The sequence below is a fragment of the Colwellia sp. 6_MG-2023 genome, from assembly GCF_030547765.1.
Taxonomy (GTDB): Bacteria; Pseudomonadota; Gammaproteobacteria; order Enterobacterales; family Alteromonadaceae; genus Colwellia.
Window position 1 is genome coordinate 1 of the sequence record NZ_JAUOPP010000027.1, and the last position, 16091, is coordinate 16091.

The following is a 16091-nucleotide window of genomic DNA, read 5'->3' on the forward strand; positions in this document are numbered from 1 at the left end:
TAGAGTAGGACACCCATACTTTATACTTTCTTGAATAAATAAGAATTCCTGACTATGTTTATAGTAGGATAGAGTAGGACACCCATATTTTAGAGAAGGGATAGAGTAGGACACCCATACTTTATACTTTCTTGAATAAATAAGAATTCCTGACTATGTTTATAAAGTAAACACGTAAGGAGTTTGATTATGACACAATCTCGCCGTCAGCAAGTTTCATTACAAGACACCCGTTACTATCACCTAATCTCTCGTTGTGTGCGCCGCGCTTACCTGTGTGGTGAGGATGCTTATAGCAAAAAAAGCTTTGAACATCGTCGCCAATGGATGGTCGATAGAATTCGTTTCTTAACCAATATATTTGCCATTGATGTGGCCGCTTATGCTGTGATGTCGAACCATTACCATCTTGTGGTCTATGTGGATGAAGAAGCCGCTTTAGGTTGGAGTAACAAAGACGTCTGTCAACGTTGGTTAGCCCTTTATAATAATCATCCGCTAGTTGAGCGTTGGCAACAAGGTACTAACAGTGGCGAAGCTGAAACTGAAGCAGCATTAGCGATTATCGCTAAGTGGCGGCAGCGTCTAAGTGATTTATCTTGGTTAATGCGTAACTTAAATGAATACATCGCCCGTAAAGCAAATCAAGAAGATAACTGTAAAGGTCGATTTTGGGAAGGTCGCTTTAAATCTCAAGCTCTACTAGATGAGAAAGCGGTGCTAGCTTGTATGGCTTATGTTGATTTAAACCCCGTTAGAGCTAAGATGGTCAATAGTGTGCAACAGTCACAATTCACGTCAGTCTATGAACGTATCCATGATAAAGCGAGTGAAGTAGATAAGAAGCAACAATTACCCTTCTCTCATAAACCACTGCTTGGCTTTATTGGTAATGAACATAAGCACGCAGTGAAAGGCATTACTTTTTCGCTGTTAGATTACCTAACGTTGGTGCAAGAAACAGGTAAAGTAATTAGAGCAGATAAAGCCGGTCATCTTGATGCTCAAGTATTGCCAATACTGAATCAATTAGGGTTATCTAATTCACAATGGCTTGAGTTAGCACAACGGTTTGGTAAGCAATACCATCAAGCGGTTGGCACGATTGATGAACTCAGCGCTTTTGCCATGCATACGAATAAAAAATGGATAAGTGGACACCGACAGCAAGCAACTATATTTCGGTAATATCATCTTGCTTAACCCACTCGTAGAATCTTGATTACTATCTCTCTAACATAATTCTTTTGTGCTGCCTGAAATTCAGTAAAATGACTCAGCAAAGTATGATTTAAAAAAATAAATCTATAATGATTGTTTAGTTATGTTTTGTATGATTAAAATAACAGAAAGAATACAAAAATTAACTTAGGTAATCAAAGCTTGGATGTCCCATAATTCCCATCCCATAATTCCCACTTCAGCTAGAATCAAAGCTTGGGTGTCCCATAATTCCTCCCATAATTCCTCCTTTTTAAGACACTTCAGCTAGGCTTTTAGCCCGTTAATTCTTGCTTGTGCAGTTGTTCATTTAATACCACAACTTCTGCGCGTTTAAAAAAGTTAAAGTCGGTAGCGGTCGCTAGAGTATAAGCCCCCATCATACGGCTAACAATTAAATCGCCATTATTTAGTTTAGGTAGCATAATCGATTCGCTTACTACATCAATACTGTCACATGTTGGCCCTGCAAGTACAGATTCAAAACGCGTGAAATCTTGTTTTACACTGTCGATTGGGTATGCCGCTTCATCAAACATTAAACCGCTAAATGATCCGTAAATACCATCATCTAAGTAGTACCATGTTTTGCCTTCACGTACCGCTTGCCCCATTATAGATGCCACACTGGTTACACAACTTGCAACAATAAAGCGGCCTGGCTCAGCAAGTATTTGCATGGTTTCTGGCAATTGAGCAAGAGCGGCGTTAATTGGCGCGCAAAATACATCAATTGGTAATACATCAGCGCTGTAAGGTACAGGAAAACCACCGCCTATATCTAATGTGCTCAATGCAGGTAACCCCAATTCATTTACCTGTAGAACTATTTTCGCACAGGCGTTTATTGCATCGACGTATTTAGTTGGGTTTGGCGATTGCGATCCAACATGAAACGATAATCCTTTAATTCTAATACCTAACTGTTGTGCATAGGTAATGATTTCGATCGCCATTTCAGGGCTACAGCCAAACTTTTTAGATAAATCAGCAAATGCATCTTTATTTCGAAAACTTAAACGTACTAAAATTTCGGCTTGATCTTTGTAAGCAACAAATTTTTCTAGTTCGTTAATATTATCGACCACAAACACAGTACAACCATAAGCTAATGCATGGCGAATGTCGCTATCGCGTTTAATAGGGTGCGTGTGAATAGTGCGCTCACTTGGTACGCCCTCACCTGCAACTAAATCAATTTCGCCACTGGTGGCAAGATCAAAGCTTGCGCCTTCGGTTAATAACGTGCGCACCACCGCTGCTAATGGTAAAGGTTTTAATGCAAAGTGTAAGGTTACGCTCGGTAGTGCATTTTTAAGTGCATGGTATTGGCGACGAATAGCTTCGCAATCAAGCACCATTAAAGGCGCACCATATTGTGCTGCTAGTTGCTCAATTTCTTGATTGGTCGGTTGCGTATAAGTAAAGCATTCGCTTTCGTTAGCCGCAGCCGTAACTGCAGGTACTTTGATTTGAAAGCCTTCTAATTTTGTTGATAAAGCCAAGGTATTCTCCGAGTAAAAGAACGCATTAATTACGTTCTAAAAAACCGCTCGAATAAGGTTTATCTACGAGTCGGTTTAGTGATATCAATAGTGCTTGTGCACAGTCAAGTTCACTCTTGGATAGTTGCTCATTGCCTTGCTACAAACTAAGTTTGTAATGTACTCGGATTGGCTATCATCAAGAAGCGGCGAGATAATAATGTGAGTTTTAAATTTGTGCAACATTTATTTTAAAAAAATAAATTAGCGTAAGAATCAATCAATAATATTCATCAATGGCTTACTCTTTATTTGTTTAACTCCTTGTATATCATAACTAAAAGCTTAGGCTTTTAGTTATGATATAGGATTAGCTATAAAGCATTTAAATCATTGACGTTTTATTTTTATACTAATCTGATAATCCAAATAAATTTGAGCAACGTTCACAAACACTATGTTTTTTTGCACATCTACTTTGACATAATTAACCTGGTTAGTTCCAACACTCGTAACTAACAGATACAGATAAAACTTATCATCTATAGTAAATTAATCGATGAATAAATAGGTTGGCCGAACCATAAGTTGTTAAAATAAAAAACTATTGGCTTTTTCGCCTTAGTCGTTTATGTTAACGAGCCGTTATACGATCCATAAAGATTAATTTAATGAGAATCTTTCTTCTTTTTATAGCTTGGTCATCATTTCTTAGTAGCTTTGTTGATGGAGCCCTTGGCCTTTATGCTTTATGGGTTATTAGTAACTCAGATATCACTATCTTTTACCTTTCATTAGATGCTTTTTTAAAGCAATACGTAGAATTTATATATTGGGTAAAACAAGTAGCATTTCTCGTTATGCCAAAAGGGATTGCAATATGGTTGTTTGGTATTCCGGCTTTGATTTATTTCCCTGTCAGAATATTAATGAGTATAGCTATTGGTAGGTGGGCATTGAAAAAAGTCGAGTTAATAAACGTTAAACATCAAGGCATATATCACGTAGTTGAAAAAAACAAATAACTATTGGTTTTTGCTCCTTAATCACTTATTTTAAACAACTATAATTTACCTCTTAATGTGGTATTAGATCAATGGAGTAATATCAAACTATGTACCTTGGAAAGTGTTTATGCGGTGAAGTTGAAATAAGAATTAAAGGTGAAATTAGTGATATCATCCACTGCCATTGCTCTTTGTGTAGAAAAAATAGCGGTACTGCTTTTGCTACTAACGGCTTTATAAACGCTGCTGAATTTGAGATTGCTTCAGGTAAAAATAATTTAAGTACATTCTCTTTTAAACCTGGCCGAAATAGGCATTTTTGCACTAACTGTGGTTCTCCTGTTTACAGTTCTAATGAACAAGATCCTACCCGTTATCGAATAAGGCTAGGAATTCTTGATTCAGATATTACTGAAAGGCCTATATCTCATAATTTTGTCTCGTCAAAAGCAAACTGGGAAGAATTAGATGCTAAGCTACCAAGATATGATTCATTTGAGCCTAGTCGCAAATAAATTTTTAACTAGCCAATTTTAGAAGGAGTACCAATGGAAGTATCACTTCATCCTGTAACAAAAGAAAACTATGAACGGGTTTGCGATCTTGAAGTCAGTAAAGAGCAAGAAGAGTTTGTTTCAGAAAACACATGGTCTCTAGTCGAATCTTTTTATGAGGAGTATGTGACCCGTGCGATATGCTCTGATGGCGAAGTTGTTGGTTTTTTTATGTGGGTACAAGAAACATCAAACACAATATCAATTTGGCGCTTTATGATTGATAAACAATTTCAGAATCAAGGGCTAGGCCGTAGAGCATTACACTTAGCACTTAATGAAATAAAAAAGGTTAAAGATCTTAAAGAAATTGAAATTAGCTACAGCCCACAAAACCCTGTAGCCAAAAATTTTTATTCTAGCTTTGGCTTTAAAGAAGTAGGCATGGATGAAGATAATGACGATATGCTTGCAATTATTAGCATTTAGAACCTAGTAAGAGTTTCAAGCCTGACTCGTCACAATTTGCCAAATGCTATTTCGTTTCACATTTTAGCAAACTATTACACTCCCCCTAAAACGCTTTTATAATATCGCATCATTCTTTTAACAAGACGTTATATGTATAGGAGACTCAAGTACATGAATAATTTTATTCCATTAGGCATCATTTTTTTACTTGTTATTATTCAAATCAAGTTATTCAAAGATATGTGTAAATATTTATCTTCAACTTATCCAGAAGAGTGGGAAAAACTATCCGAAAACGCTATGGGAGAAGCGAAAGGATCAGTGACAAACGCTAATTTATCAGCGTCACTTAAGAGCGGTTTTTTCGCTACTATTTCTGATGATAAAGTTGTCAGGTTTTTGAAAGTTAGAAAATTGGTTATGTATCTCATGGGCAGCATAGCTATTTTGCAATTAATAATGGCATATATACTGTAGTCTATAGTTCAAAAAATTAAGCAAGGACAAAAAAACAGTTGGCTTTTGTTGCTGCGTCGCTTATTTTAATCACTATATAAGTTGCCACTTAACGAAGGGCTATTTGTTTAGGTTATCAATCAACTATTGTAATTTAATATAAGGAAGTAAAATGAGAACAATTGGCAATTTAATTTGGTTTATATTCGGTGGCGTAATTATGGGTTTGGCTTGGTGCTTTTTTGGGCTTATAGCCTTTCTTAGTATTGTAGGTATTCCTTGGGGACGCGCTTGTTTTGTTATGGCTGGCTTTTCTTTTTTTCCTTTTGGTAAAGAAGCCATCGCTCGTAATGAATTAACACAATCCGAAGACATTGGTACTGGTGGCTTTGGAATGTTAGGTAATATTATTTGGTTTATTTTTGCTGGCTTTTGGTTAGCTTTAGGCCATGTCTTTTCCGCTATAGCTTGTTTTATTACCATTATAGGTATCCCATTTTCTTTACAACATTTGAAACTTGCGGGTATCTCACTTTCACCAATAGGTAAAACTGTTGTAACGAAAGAGGTTGCAGCTGCGGCTCGTAATGCTAATGCAGAAGTTGAAGTTGCAAATTTAAGATCAAACAAATAGTCAAATTTACTACAGAAAATATTGTTGGTTATTGCACTTTATTTACCATGCTAACCAACAATTTTTGCCGTTAAACCTGCCGTTAATTGGCCCCTTATTTCCCCAGTATTAGATTAGTTAAAGAGTAATAAGTTATGGATAGTATTAAGTGGTATAAAAGCCCCGACATGATAGTTGCCTTATCGGCACTGCTAATTGGTTTAGTCACCGCTTTCACTTCGATATATTCAGCATATATCGATCGTGAATATGCGAAATCATCCGTATGGCCTAGATTAGAAATATTCAGAAGCGTTAACCCTAATTCATCCTTTAGTTACGGCGTAAGTAATAATGGTACTGGCCCTGCTTTAATTAAATATGCAAAAATTAAATATGGTACTAAATATATAAAGACTTGGAGCGAAATAGAGGCTTTTCAGAATATTATACAGTCGCATATTAGCAATCGGACCTTATCACCTCAAAAAGGTGTTACTCCAGTTTCATATAAAGGTGAGAAGGTAAAAGACCTTCTAAAAGCAGATACTCAAATAAAAATAGAACTTTGTTATTGTTCTATTTACGAAGAATGCTGGCTCATTGATAAAAGTAATAATCCCTCACCTGTAAAAGCTTGTTATATCGATGATGACGAAATATTTCTACAATAAACAATCTGCTCATTAAGTATTAGCACCCGAGGCAATGATGAGTAAATTTTTGAATTTAGTGGCCTTGTTACCAATTCTCAGCTTTATCGTAACAATGATTTTCATTCTTATCACTAAGGAAGAGATTTATACAAACTATCATTGGTTTGTGGTTGCCTTGTTATCACTTCAATCTTCTGCTGAACGCGTAAAAAATGCAAGTTCGGTAAGTATAACTATTTTTGTTTCTGGTATTTTGGCTAATATCTTGTTGATTATCGCAACGGCGTTTGATTTAAAAATACCCCCAATTACTTTGGTATTATTTATGGGATATTTAAGTACTGGCTTTCTAATTTTATTTGGAGATATAGCAGTTAAGTGGTATAAAAAATTGGACAGCCCACAAGGGAAAAGTGTTGTGAAATAGTTATTTGACACTGGTATTATTCAGTATAAGAGTGTTAATAGTATCGACTCTACGTATATAAGTTATCAAGTTAAGGAAAGAATGAATGAAAAGTAAACCATCCTCTAAATATTACTTAAGTGCTTCATTTATTATGTTGTTAGGTTTAATTTACAATGTTATTGAACAAGACTTTTGGGGTTCAGGGGTATTTCTAATTTCATCTATAATATTTTTAACTTTAGGTATAATTGAAAAACGTACATTAAAAAAATAAAACTCAATAGACTGAAATACAATTAACTCTATTTTTACACTGATTACAGTCTGGTTCATACAAGGGTATGTAACATGCACTTGACTAAAAGCACTTTATCTTCTGTGGTTGCAGGGTTGATCTTAGGCTACCTAGGCGCTTATCTTACGGGTTACACTTCAGCATTTTCGATGCCAGCTAACTTTATCAAGTTTATGTGGGTCTGGGATATCTTAGTTGTACAATTTTTAGGTTTTGGCGTATTGGCTATTCTTTTATCCTATTCTGTCGCGTATTTTTCAAAACTTAATTTCTTTTTTTCAGTTATTGCGAGCTTTGTGATTGCCCAACTCAATTTATTTCTTATGATGGATGGTAATATAAATCTGTATTTTCCACATATATTAACAATGCTCACTTGCTTAATTATTGGTTGGTTAATTGCTATCAAAAGACATGCAGAACAAGTAGTACAAACAGAAGATAATCATCTATTGAAGAAAATTAAGCACTAAAGCTTGTAGGTATTGTTATCTCCATTCGATTAAGAAAATGGAGCTAGGCTGACAAAACTCATCCAATAGTAAATTTAAATCGGTACAAAATAGTTGGCTTTTACTCCTTAGTCGCTTACTCTAACTCATTGTATTATTAACTTTTAACAATACATTAGCTGATTCTACAAGCTTTATTTAAACTCAAAAGGAAATTAAAAACGAAATGGGGTATATTCACTTAACTTACTTACATTTATTAACGGTTGTCCCTGCATTCATAATAGGAACTTATTTACTTCTTAAACGCAAAGGAACACCTAAACATAAAGCTCTAGGTAAAATATATATGGTACTTATGTTAATTACGGCCATTATATCACTCTTTATGCCAGCTCAACTCGGTTCAACTTTTTTAAACCATTTCGGTTATATTCACTTACTTAGTCTATTGACATTGTATGCAGTTCCAGCTGCATATTTTTATATAAAAAAAGGAAATATTCGTGGTCATAAGCGAAGCATGATCATACTGTATTGTGGTGGCATATTAGTGGCAGGTACTTTTGCTTTAATGCCTGGTAGGCTATTAAATACTTGGCTTTTTACCTAATGAGTGTATTAACCATTAGATAAGCCATTTAAAAGAAAGGTTATTGGCTCTTAATGAGCTATTAGGCTTTAAAGGAAACATTGTGTGCACCGATAAGAATAAATTTTTAATCATTGGTTCGATATGCAGCGCTCTTGCCGCTCTAGTTCATTTAGGCTGCATTATATTTGGTGGTCATTGGTATCGCTTTTTTGGTGCTGGGGAGCAAATGGCAAGAATGGCTGAAAATGGTCATTGGTATCCAACTGTAGTCACGTTAGTCATTGTTCTTATACTGTCAGTTTGGTCTCTGTATGCCCTATCAGGTGCGCGAGTAATTTTCAAAATGCCATTTCTTCGTTTAGGCTTAGTTTTAATCTCTGCAATATACTTAATCCGTAGTCTGGCATTCGTCAGTATAATGCCCATGTTTCCAGAAAACAGTTTAACATTTTGGCTAGTTAGCTCAGGTATTACTTTCACTATTGGCCTATTGTATGCCATTGGTACTTTTCAAGTATGGTCACACTTTAATAGCGAAAGTGCCCAGCTATAACTTTAAACGGAGCATTCATGAAACCAATCGTTTTAGTTACAGGCGGTAGCAGAGGTATCGGTGCTGCAACATCTAAACATTTAGCCATACAAGGTTATGCTGTTTGCGTAAATTATATTTCAAATGAAATTGAAGCAAATAAAGTTGTCGCTGAAATAAATGACAATGGCGGTGTTGCTATTGCCGTACAAGCAGATGTATCTCAAGAAAGGGATGTTATTCGACTTTTTAATACAATTGATCAATCATTGGGTAAAATTACACACTTGGTTAATAACGCTGGGATTTTATTTCCACAAATGCCGATATCAGCAATGACAGCAGAAAGAATTAATAAAGTATTAACGACTAATGTCACAAGTTACTTTTTATGCTGCAGAGAAGCGATAAATAGAATGATAGAAGGTGGTGCAATAGTTAATGTATCCTCTGCGGCTGCGAGGTTAGGCTCTCCTGCGGAATATGTTGATTATGCAGCGTCAAAAGGCGCGATTGATACTTTAACCACGGGATTATCTCTTGAAGTTGCAAATAAAAATATTCGTGTAAACTGTGTGAGGCCAGGGTTTATTTATACAGAAATGCACGCCGATGGTGGTGAAGTGAATAGAGTAGACCGCGTTAAATCATCAATACCATTACAGCGGGGTGGTAAGCCTGAAGAAGTAGCGGCTGCTATCGCTTTTTTATTATCAAATGAAGCTTCATTTATTACCGGCTCATTTATTGATATAGCTGGTGGCAAGTAGCTTTATAGCTGAGCATTACCCAGTTCAAAGAATAGTCTATTACTTAATTATTCAACATTGAGCAAGTAAAGGCTCATTCAGCCAAAGCAAAAAGTATTTTTATACTCCTACAGACATGATTTAGATACAGGTAATATATTAAGTACACCTATTTCACGGATAATTCATAATAAATGAGTTATTCTTCATCATCATTATGTTTTAAGGAAATTATATGATTTATTCAACCACTGAGTTTATCCCAGGAAAAGAAATAGAAGAAATTGTTGGAGTCGTTACCGGTAATGTAGTCCAAGCAAAGCATATTGGCCGTGACATTATGGCTGGCTTAAAAAATATTATTGGTGGTGAAATACGCGGTTACACAGAGATGTTAACTGACGCACGAGATACAGCAATTCAACGTCTTATTGTAAGTGCTCAGGAAAAAGAAGCTGATGCCATTGTTGGCATTCGCTTTACCACAAGTGCAATAATGGATGGTTCATCTGAAATTATGGTTTTTGGAACAGCCGTTAAATTAAAAAAATAATATTATGACTTTTTCATGCCTTAGTATTGCTCTTTAATGTAGGTGAAAATCTCGCTTGGTATAAATATATTTATATTGATGATCTTGTTACAAGTGATGCTCATCGTTCAACTGGCGCTGGAACCTTCTTAATTAACTGGTTTAAAGAATATGCGCAAGAAATAGGTTGTCAGCATCTGCACTTAGATTCAGGTGTTCAACGATTTCCCGCACATAGGTTTTATCGACGTGAAAGATTTACTATTGCTAGCCATCATTTTTCAATCATGGATATTGGCCTCGAGTAAAGACAAAGAAACGCGACAAATTTTGTACTATCAGATTATGTAAACTTGACTGAAACCAGTAACCCAATTAACGGTGATTACGATAATATTTATGGAGATAATAAATGATGAACATTACTGAAATAACTACTTTTTTCGGGTGGTGCACTTTAATTAATATGAGTGTTTACACATTTTCAGCATTATTCATTATGGTGTTTAAAAGCTTTACTACGAATCTTCATAGTAAACTGATGGGCATGAATCCAGCAGAGCTACCTTCGCTATATTTTAAATATTTAGGTAATTATAAAATAGCAATTCTACTACTGAATTTTTCGCCATATATCGCATTAAAAATAATGGCTTAATACCAACTCCCACATAAAAATTATTAGTTGATTATGGCATTTGATCGCGGTTTAGAAGAAAGACTTTTGGAACACTTACAAGATCGTCAAGATCTAGTGGTAAAAAGAATGTTTGGCGGTTTATGTTTCTTACTTTCTAAACACATGTGCTGTGGAATAATTGGTGATAAGCTTATGGCTCGTATAGGGCCAGAAAATTACAAAAAGTGCTTATCTCAACCTTATGCAAAGGAAATGGATTTTACTGGCAAACCGATAAAAAGCATGGTTTTTGTTCTTCCAGATGGCTTTGAAGCTGATGATGATTTAGCATCTTGGGTGAATATCTGCATTACATACGTTGACTCTTTACCACCTAAGCAACCTAAAGCACCTAAAGAAAATACATGTATCAATAAAGTACACGAATACAAATCTAACGAGAAAGTCGACATAATGAGATATTTAATTTTAGTGTGTATGCTAATACTTAGCGGATGTAGTTCAACATCAACAGTCAACTCAAATACCGATGTAGCCAGTGTGATGAACTTAATAGCATTAACTGAAGAAAACGCCCCTAGAGGTGTGAAAGGTACTTTTCAATTCCTAATCAAAGCTGCGGGCAGTCAAAATAATGTTATCTTTTTAAATACAGAAACCAATTACCGGGATAGAAGGAATATTTCTGTCGCTATACACCCAAAATTAATTGATGCATTAACGATAAAGTATGGCGTTTATCCTGAGATATTCTTTATTAATAAAACGATTGAAGTCACTGGCGAGGCTAAGCGTGTAAAAATTCATTTAGCTGTGGATGGTAGAAAAACAACAAAGTATTATTTTCAAACTCATGTAAGAGTTACTTCTTTAAATCAGATTAAAGTATTAGCTTGATACTACTAGAAAAAGCTTAGTTTGAAATGAAACTAGGATCATTTACGAGTCCTAGTTTCACTAAATCATCTTCATATCACAAGCTAGAAATTAACAGTGTTAATTTGATATGAATATTGTACTACTGATCTTTGAGGTCAGTTTAGTTTCCTACTGTAAACTTAGTATCAGCGTCTCTTAATAAATAAAGAGCAGCACAAGCAGCAAGCATAGGCCATGCAGCAAAGAATAATAAGTGCTTGAATGCATCAAGGTATTGTTCGTAAGCAGAAAATGTTGAACCTGCATGCATAAGAAAAATAAGACCGTAAGTAATACGTTTTTTAATACCAAATAGAAAAGCGATAACTAAGATAAGCTGCAAACCACCTAAAATATAGGCTATTGTTTCACTTAAACCAGCAATATTATAAAAACCTTCGAAAATACGAATGCTATGACCTGGGTTAACAAATTTATCAATCGTCCAGATAAACATTACAATAAATACGCCTAAACGTAATAAAAATAAAGACCACTGTAACTTCTCTTCTAGATCAGTATTTGCTAACTGCGAAGATCCTCTTTTTTCAGTTGATTGCGTGGTATTCGACATATAAATTCCTTAAATAAATAAAAGTTTTGTTCGCTGACTAATAGACCGAATAACACTTAATAACTTTCAAAAAAGTTATATTTAATTTGTCTTTTTTTATTTTTTAAAGGGCAAAAAAAGTAATGTCAGTAAACTGGTGTTTTTTTCATCTACTGGAAATTCTTTAAGCCCAATATCTAACTGCTGATCTGTTTTAATTGCACTGTCTTTATAGCTACCAAATAACCTATCCCACCAAATCACACTGAAACCATAATTACTGTTTGTTTCTGATACCACTTGGCTATGATGAATGCGATGTAAGATTTGTGTCATCAATAATAAACGTAAAGGTTTCTCGATAACTTGAGGCAAACGGATATTGGCATGGTTAAACAAAGCTAAACCATTTAAAGCGATCTCAAAAATTAATACCGCTATGGCTGGAATCCCTAACGCTGTTACCACAATTAATTTAATAAGGATGCTTAATACAATTTCAATAGGATGAAAGCGTAACCCTGTACTTGTATCTACATGCGCATCAGCATGGTGAACTCGATGTAAACGCCATAGCATAGGCACTACATGGAACATTCTATGTTGCCAATAAATCACTACGTCTAATATCAATAAACTTAATACGATTGTTAACCAATCTGATAAATTTAAATTGGTATAGAAAACTTGATTAAACAAGCCAATACCGTTATCCATGTTATAAAGCGCAATAACGGTTAAACCAACAGGTATTGTTAAACGCGCAAGTACAGAAGAAGCAAACACTAATCCAAAGTTAGCCGCCCAGCGCTTAGTATTACTAAGAGGAGATTGTCGTGCCGGTTTTTGCCATTCAAGCAACATCATAATAATGAGTACACTAAAAAAACAACCAAGACGCCACCAAACTTCGTTAGTCATTTTTAGCCTCAGTACCTTCAACAGTATTTATGTGTGAACTACTTTCTAATGATAGTTCGCTTTCTTGTAATGACGCTTCTTGCTCTTTAAGTGTGTTATAGCCGCCATGTATGCGGGTAAAAATAGTGATCATACAAGCAAAAGAAAATAACAGCGCTAACCATGAGAATGATTGCGGCCATAGACAAAAAGCAACAAATAATGCAATAGTTTCAGTACCTTCCGTTAAACCATTGAGGTAATAAAAGCTTTTATATTTAAATTGTGGTTTATCAATTTTAAATTTTTCAGCAGCAATAGCAAAAGCGAGAAAGCTTGATCCTGTCCCAATAAATGTCGCGAGTAAGACAGCCCCTGCGGTACCATTTAATTCAGGATCGGCAAAAATAAAACCTAATGGAATGGCTGCATAAAATAAAAAGTCTAAGGTGATATCTAAAAAACCACCAGCACTCGAACTTTGATTAGCATAACGAGCAAGCGCGCCGTCTAAGCCATCTAAAATACGATTAACGACAATAGCTGCAAGTGCCCAATACCATAACTGAAAGGCTAACAAGGGTACGGCTAACATGCCGACTAAAAAACCATAAAAAGTCAGTTGATCGGCGGTGATATTACGTTTGTGCAATAAGCTAACAACAGGCGTTAACAAAGGCTTTATAACGGGCGTGATATATTTATCTAACATCAAACTTACTCTGTTTTATTTAAGCTAACTCTTTAGCTTAGCTTACTTAGGGTAATAATTTTTCCATCGGCTGCTTCTGCATCACTATGGTCATGGGTCACCATAATTGCAGGCAGTTGATGATATCGAATTTGCTCAAACACCAATTCACGAGTATCTTCGCGCAGTTGTGAATCTAGTTTGCTAAAAGGCTCATCAAGCAAAATTGCTTTAGGTTCACTTAGTAATACGCGAAGCAATGCAACTCGCGCTTGTTGGCCACCTGAGAGGTTATCAGGGTGTCGATCAGCTAAACCTTTCAAACCAACTTGCGCTAATGAAGCTTCTATTTTATCAAGACGTTGTTTTTTATTACCCGGCGGCATAGCAAAAGCGATATTACCTGCCACTGATAAATGAGAAAACAACAAAGCATCTTGATATAGCACACCAACATGTCGTTGATGTGCAGGTGTAAAAGTAATATTAGTATCGTTTAACCACACTTCTCCATTGGCATGAAAGCCAGATGGAAGAGCGCCCGTTAGCCAGTTAAGTAAACTTGATTTACCACTGCCCGACGGCCCCATAAGTGTGAGAATTTCACCACCATTAACTTGTTCGTTTAAACTCAGTAATAACTCGTTTTGACGAAACAATTGTAAATTCTTTATATGTAAAGATGATTGCATTTAATAACCTTAACGATGTGCAACTTTGTAAATAAACTTAGGTAAAACCCACGCCAATATAAAACCAATAAGCGGTAATAACATTTGCATAAGTGCGTACACAGCGCTGGTACGTCGACTTGCGCCATTAGCTAAGGTGATAGCTTCAGTGGTAATGGTAGTTATACGTCCCCCGCCAGCTAATAATGTTGGTAAGTACTGACCAAAACTTATTGCTAAACCTAATGCTGCCGCAATTAAGATCGGTGCAATTAATTGTGGCAGTTTTACTTTTAAGAACACTTTACAAGGTTTAGTGCCTAAACTGGCAGCAACAATAGCAAAACGTGAATCTAATTGTCTGTAACTACTCGCCAAAGACAAAAACACATAGGGTAAAACAAACAACAAATGCGCTATCACCACATTAATATAGCTAATAAAACTGACTTGCACTGCTATTAATTGTTGTATCCAAACAAGTCCGAATAAAAACGCAATACTAGGCACAAGCAAAGGAATATAAATAATTAAACTGGTAAAGCGTGACAGTAACTTTCCTTTTATTTGCTCTGATTCTAAGCAAAGTAGCGTTAATGAAATCGCAATTAATGTCGTTATTATACCGATAACCAGAGTATTAACTAAAGGCTCGCCCATTTGCATTACAGCACTTTGCCAGTGTAATAAAGTGAATGAATCAGGTAGTGGCGACGGGAAACGCCAAAAACCTGCAATTGACCAAAGCACTAAACCAAGTAAAGCTAGGCCAATAAAACTAATAACTAATATTGTTATCGCACCTGTCACTTTTTGCCAGTAAGAGCCAGCGTATTCACGTTTACCGTTGGTGAGTGATTCACAAAATAAGCATTTAACCAATTTCTCGCCTAAAAGCCATAATGCTAACAAACCACCTGTTAATGCTAGTTGTATTAAAGCGCCTGCTGAGGCCTTAATACGTAAATTTAAATCAACATCGTTAAACCAATGCATAATAGCAACAGCAAGTGTTGGTGGCGTATTAGGTCCTAATATAAGCGGCATTTCGACACTTGAACTAGCGTAAGCTAATACAGCTAAAAGTGGTAAACGTAATAAAGGATATAAACTAGGCAGTACAACTTTATAAAAAGCTGTCATTGGGCAATATCCCAAATTAAGCGCTACTTTATGTTGTTGGCGCAACTTCTTACCTAATTCAGGTTGAGCTAAAGCGCCTAAAGCCATTAATAATAAAAATGGTAGCTCTTTAAGGGTTAAGCCTAAAATGATACTAATACCGTATGGATCGTGCGGAAACATTCCATTAGGCGCTAATTCCCAACCACTTAGCCAAGGAGAAAATAAACGAGAAATCATACCTGATGGTGCAATTAAAAAACCAACCGCAATGGCAGCCGCGGCATGAGGAATAACAAGAATAGGACTTAAAACTTGTTGAATACGATCTAACCACACACTATTAAAAAACGCCCCTAATATCATCAAGGTAACAACAAAAGCGAGTAACGTACTCAATAAACCTGTTGCAATACTCAAACCGATCATCCGGCCAAAACCTGATGTTTGCCAAAGAGCATTGAAGCCCTGTAAGCCCAAATCATATTGACTCAATGCTGGTGCCCAACCAAAAGCGGGAAGTAAAACACCAATTAAGCCGCCAAATACAGGCACAATTAATAAAAGCAGTAAAAACTTAGGACTAAATTTAACCATACGCGTAAACCAATCGGTTGAATGATTTAACTG

At 35.8% G+C, this 16091-nt stretch carries 23 protein-coding genes; 17 read left to right on the top strand and 6 right to left on the bottom strand.

Annotated elements, in window-relative coordinates; genetic code table 11:
* The first annotated feature begins 189 nt into the window (after positions 1–189).
* Positions 190–1188, top strand: coding sequence for a transposase (locus Q4503_RS15560; RefSeq protein WP_303602819.1), 999 nt, complete (start codon positions 190–192; stop codon positions 1186–1188).
* 308 nt (positions 1189–1496) lie between these two features.
* Here the strand turns inward: Q4503_RS15560 and Q4503_RS15565 are convergent, their stop codons facing one another.
* On the bottom strand, positions 1497–2726 hold the full coding sequence (locus tag Q4503_RS15565; RefSeq protein ID WP_303602820.1) for a type III PLP-dependent enzyme: 1230 nt from the start codon (positions 2724–2726) through the stop codon (positions 1497–1499).
* 650 nt (positions 2727–3376) lie between these two features.
* On the opposite strand from Q4503_RS15565, the gene Q4503_RS15570 reads away from it, so the two are divergent.
* From Q4503_RS15570 to Q4503_RS15640, 16 genes are all read left to right on the top strand, one after another.
* Positions 3377–3730, top strand: coding sequence for a hypothetical protein (locus tag Q4503_RS15570; protein WP_303602821.1), 354 nt, complete (start codon positions 3377–3379; stop codon positions 3728–3730).
* An 89-nt stretch (positions 3731–3819) separates the two neighbouring features.
* Complete coding sequence (locus tag Q4503_RS15575; RefSeq protein ID WP_215973886.1) at positions 3820–4227, top strand: GFA family protein; 408 nt, start codon at positions 3820–3822, stop codon at positions 4225–4227.
* 33 nt (positions 4228–4260) lie between these two features.
* Positions 4261–4695, top strand: a complete 435-nt coding sequence (locus Q4503_RS15580) for a GNAT family N-acetyltransferase (RefSeq protein WP_303602822.1) — start codon at positions 4261–4263, stop codon at positions 4693–4695.
* A gap of 153 nt (positions 4696–4848) precedes the next feature.
* Positions 4849–5154, top strand: coding sequence for a hypothetical protein (locus Q4503_RS15585; RefSeq protein ID WP_215973888.1), 306 nt, complete (start codon positions 4849–4851; stop codon positions 5152–5154).
* 151 nt (positions 5155–5305) lie between these two features.
* Positions 5306–5767, top strand: a complete 462-nt coding sequence (locus Q4503_RS15590) for a YccF domain-containing protein (protein WP_303602823.1) — start codon at positions 5306–5308, stop codon at positions 5765–5767.
* A 134-nt stretch (positions 5768–5901) separates the two neighbouring features.
* Positions 5902–6420, top strand: coding sequence for a hypothetical protein (locus Q4503_RS15595; RefSeq protein WP_159821798.1), 519 nt, complete (start codon positions 5902–5904; stop codon positions 6418–6420).
* Positions 6421–6454: 34 nt separating this feature from the next.
* Positions 6455–6829, top strand: coding sequence for a hypothetical protein (locus tag Q4503_RS15600; RefSeq protein WP_303602824.1), 375 nt, complete (start codon positions 6455–6457; stop codon positions 6827–6829).
* Between the two features lie 85 nt (positions 6830–6914).
* Positions 6915–7085: a hypothetical protein gene (locus Q4503_RS15605; protein ID WP_215973892.1), complete on the top strand. Its 171-nt coding sequence runs from the start codon at positions 6915–6917 to the stop codon at positions 7083–7085.
* A 74-nt stretch (positions 7086–7159) separates the two neighbouring features.
* The gene (locus tag Q4503_RS15610; RefSeq protein WP_215973893.1) at positions 7160–7579 is read left to right on the top strand and encodes a hypothetical protein; all 420 of its coding nucleotides are present in this window, start codon (positions 7160–7162) and stop codon (positions 7577–7579) included.
* Positions 7580–7784: 205 nt separating this feature from the next.
* Positions 7785–8171: a DUF2306 domain-containing protein gene (locus Q4503_RS15615; protein WP_215973894.1), complete on the top strand. Its 387-nt coding sequence runs from the start codon at positions 7785–7787 to the stop codon at positions 8169–8171.
* Positions 8172–8253: 82 nt separating this feature from the next.
* Positions 8254–8706, top strand: a complete 453-nt coding sequence (locus Q4503_RS15620; RefSeq protein WP_303602825.1) for a hypothetical protein — start codon at positions 8254–8256, stop codon at positions 8704–8706.
* A gap of 17 nt (positions 8707–8723) precedes the next feature.
* The gene (locus Q4503_RS15625; RefSeq protein ID WP_303602826.1) at positions 8724–9455 is read left to right on the top strand and encodes an SDR family oxidoreductase; all 732 of its coding nucleotides are present in this window, start codon (positions 8724–8726) and stop codon (positions 9453–9455) included.
* Between the two features lie 214 nt (positions 9456–9669).
* Positions 9670–9987 carry a heavy metal-binding domain-containing protein gene (locus tag Q4503_RS15630; RefSeq protein ID WP_303602827.1) on the top strand — a complete coding sequence of 106 codons (318 nt, stop codon included), beginning with the start codon at positions 9670–9672 and terminating at the stop codon, positions 9985–9987.
* Positions 9988–10013: 26 nt separating this feature from the next.
* On the top strand, positions 10014–10274 hold the full coding sequence (locus Q4503_RS15635; protein ID WP_215973898.1) for a GNAT family N-acetyltransferase: 261 nt from the start codon (positions 10014–10016) through the stop codon (positions 10272–10274).
* A 107-nt stretch (positions 10275–10381) separates the two neighbouring features.
* Positions 10382–10624: a DUF6868 family protein gene (locus Q4503_RS18850; RefSeq protein ID WP_215974019.1), complete on the top strand. Its 243-nt coding sequence runs from the start codon at positions 10382–10384 to the stop codon at positions 10622–10624.
* 33 nt (positions 10625–10657) lie between these two features.
* Positions 10658–11503 (top strand): TfoX/Sxy family protein, encoded by an 846-nt coding sequence (locus Q4503_RS15640; protein WP_303602828.1) that lies wholly within the window; start codon positions 10658–10660, stop codon positions 11501–11503.
* Between the two features lie 142 nt (positions 11504–11645).
* On the opposite strand, the gene Q4503_RS15645 is transcribed toward Q4503_RS15640, so the two are convergent.
* The 5 genes from Q4503_RS15645 to Q4503_RS15665 form a co-directional block, all read right to left on the bottom strand.
* Positions 11646–12098, bottom strand: coding sequence for a hypothetical protein (locus tag Q4503_RS15645; protein WP_215973901.1), 453 nt, complete (start codon positions 12096–12098; stop codon positions 11646–11648).
* 96 nt (positions 12099–12194) lie between these two features.
* Positions 12195–12998, bottom strand: a complete 804-nt coding sequence (locus Q4503_RS15650; protein ID WP_215973902.1) for a sterol desaturase family protein — start codon at positions 12996–12998, stop codon at positions 12195–12197.
* Entirely contained in the window at positions 12991–13689 is a 699-nt protein-coding gene (locus Q4503_RS15655) for a CDP-alcohol phosphatidyltransferase family protein (protein WP_303602829.1), read from the bottom strand. The genes Q4503_RS15650 and Q4503_RS15655 overlap by 8 nt, the downstream gene beginning before the upstream one ends.
* Before the next feature lie 32 nt (positions 13690–13721).
* Complete coding sequence (locus tag Q4503_RS15660) at positions 13722–14360, bottom strand: ATP-binding cassette domain-containing protein (RefSeq protein ID WP_215973904.1); 639 nt, start codon at positions 14358–14360, stop codon at positions 13722–13724.
* A gap of 9 nt (positions 14361–14369) precedes the next feature.
* Positions 14370–16058, bottom strand: a complete 1689-nt coding sequence (locus tag Q4503_RS15665) for an ABC transporter permease (protein WP_303602840.1) — start codon at positions 16056–16058, stop codon at positions 14370–14372.
* Positions 16059–16091 lie beyond the last annotated feature (33 nt).